General features: G+C 70.7%; 1 protein-coding gene. It reads right to left on the bottom strand.

Features of this window, described 5'->3' with window-relative positions; genetic code table 11:
- On the bottom strand, positions 1 to 2,335 hold a 2,335-nt coding region (locus A5702_RS06595), incomplete at both ends, for an amino acid adenylation domain-containing protein (RefSeq protein WP_156669510.1).

Raw genomic sequence — 2,335 nt, 5'->3', positions numbered from 1 at the left:
AGCGACCAACCGCCCTCGCCGTCGTCGTCGAGACGCAGCCGCAGCGTGGCGTGCCGATCGAGCAACGCCTGCAGCAGCGCCACCACGTCGTCACGGGTGACACCCGCGGGCGCCCGCACCACCATCGCCTGGTTGAACTCGTCGACCGGGCCGTCGATCTGCTGCAGCCACCGCATGATCGGGGTGGCGACGACTTCGCCGAGACCCTCGTCGACCACGTCGTCGTCGGTGGCCACCCCGGCCACCCGGGCCAGCCGGGCCACCGTCTGCTCGACGAAGATGTCGCGCGGGCGGAACAGGACGCCCGCCGCCCGCGCCCGGGCCACCACCTGCATGGACAGGATGCTGTCGCCGCCCAGGTCGAAGAAGGAGTCGTCGACGCCGACCCGCTCCACGCCAAGCACCTGGGCGTAGATGCCGGCCAGGATCACTTCGACGGCGTCGCCCGGGGCGCGGTAGCACTCGGCGCTCTGATAGTCCGGTGCCGGCAGGGCGCGGGTGTCGAGTTTGCCGTTGACGGTCAGCGGCAGCTCGTCCATGGCGACGACCGCGGCCGGCACCATGTAGATCGGCAGCCGGTCGGCCAGCTGGGTGCGGATGGTGGCGGGGTCGGCGGTCCCGGTGATGTAGGCGATCAGCCGCTTGTCGCCGGGCCGGTCCTCGCGGGCCACCACGGCGGCCCGCTCGACGCCACCCAAAGCCGTTAGCGCCGAGCGGATTTCACCGAGCTCGATGCGATAGCCGCGGATCTTGACCTGTTCGTCGATCCGCCCGAGATACTGCAGCTGGCCGTCGCGGTCCCAGCACGCCAGGTCGCCGGTGCGGTACATCCGCGCGGCGGGGCCGCCGAACGGGCAGGCGACGAACCGCGCCGCCGTCAACCCCGGCCGGCCCGCGTAACCGCACGCGACGCCGCGCCCGGCCACGTACAACTCGCCCACCACACCGACGGGCACCGGGCGCAACCACGTGTCCAGCACGAACAACGCCGCGCCTGGCACCGGTGACCCGATCGGCGGGGTTCCGGTTCCCGCGGACAGCGGGGCGGTCATCGCCGCGTACATCGTGGTCTCGGTCGGACCGTATTGGTTGACCATCACCCGCCCGGGCGCCCACCGGTCGACCACCTCGGCCGGGCATGGCTCGCCGCCCATCACGAGCGTCGCCGCCGATTCCAGGCCCCGCGGCGGCAACGCGGCGACGGCCGAGGGGGTATGGCTCAACACGCTGACTCGTTCGCGAACGAGCATGGCGTGCAAGTCTTCCGGTGAGCGGACCACGGAGTCGGGCACGATCACCAGGCGACCGCCGCGCAGCAGCGACCCGAAGATCTCCCAGACCGAGAAGTCGAAGGCCAGCGAGTGGCATTGCGACCACACGTCGCCGAGTTGCAGCTCGTCGTCCAGCGACTCGAGCAGCTGGGTGATGTTGTGGTGGGTGACGGCCACGCCCTTGGGCACCCCGGTCGTGCCCGAGGTGTAGATGATGTAGGCGATGTCTTCGGGGGACGGCGCCGGTAGGGCGCCGGCGGATTGGGTCGCTATTTCGGGGTCGTCGAAATCGATGACGGCCACGTCCGACCCGTCGAGCCGCGACCGCGACTCGGGGCTGACGACCGCGGCGAGCGGTATGGCGTCGGTGAGCATGAATTCGACACGGGCCGCGGGCAGGCCGGGATCGATGGGCAGGTAGGCCGCGCCGGTCTTGAGCACCGCGAGGATCGCCACGACGGCCTCGGCGGAACGCTCCGCGAGCAGCGCCACGCACTCCCCCGAGCCGGCGCCATACTCGACGAGCAAGCGCGCCAGCCGATTCGATGACTCGTCGAGGGCGCGGTAGGTCCACGAGCGCCCGGCGTGGGTGATGGCCACGGCGTCGGGGTCGCGATCCACCTGCGCGGCAAACATTTCCGGGATCGACACCGGCGCGGGCGCCGGGCGGTGCAGCGCCGCGCGGTTTCCGATGGCCTCGAGGTGGGCCTGTTCCGACTCGTCGAGCACATCGATGGACGAGATCCGCCGCGTCGTGTCGGTGGTCATGGCGACCAGCACCTGGTGCAGCTGATCGATCAGCGCTTCGATGCGGGCCCGGTTGTAGACGTCGGTGCGAAATTCGACCGCGCCGCCGATGCCGGCGGGCTGGCCGTCCTCGGTCCAGCGTTCGGCCAGCGAGAACACCAAATCCATCCGGGCGCTGCGGGTTTCGGTGGGCAGCGCGGTCACGTGGAGATCACCCAACTTCAGGTCCGCGAAGTCGTCGTTCTGCCAGGCGAGGACGACTTGGATCAGGGGGTGATGGCTGAGGCTGCGGGTGGGACCCAGCCGCTCCACCAGGA

Source organism: Mycobacterium sp. E3339, from assembly GCF_001666915.1.
Classification (GTDB): Bacteria; Actinomycetota; Actinomycetes; order Mycobacteriales; family Mycobacteriaceae; genus Mycobacterium.
Note: the sequence above shows the minus strand (reverse complement) of the source record. Positions and strands in the feature narration are given on the sequence as shown.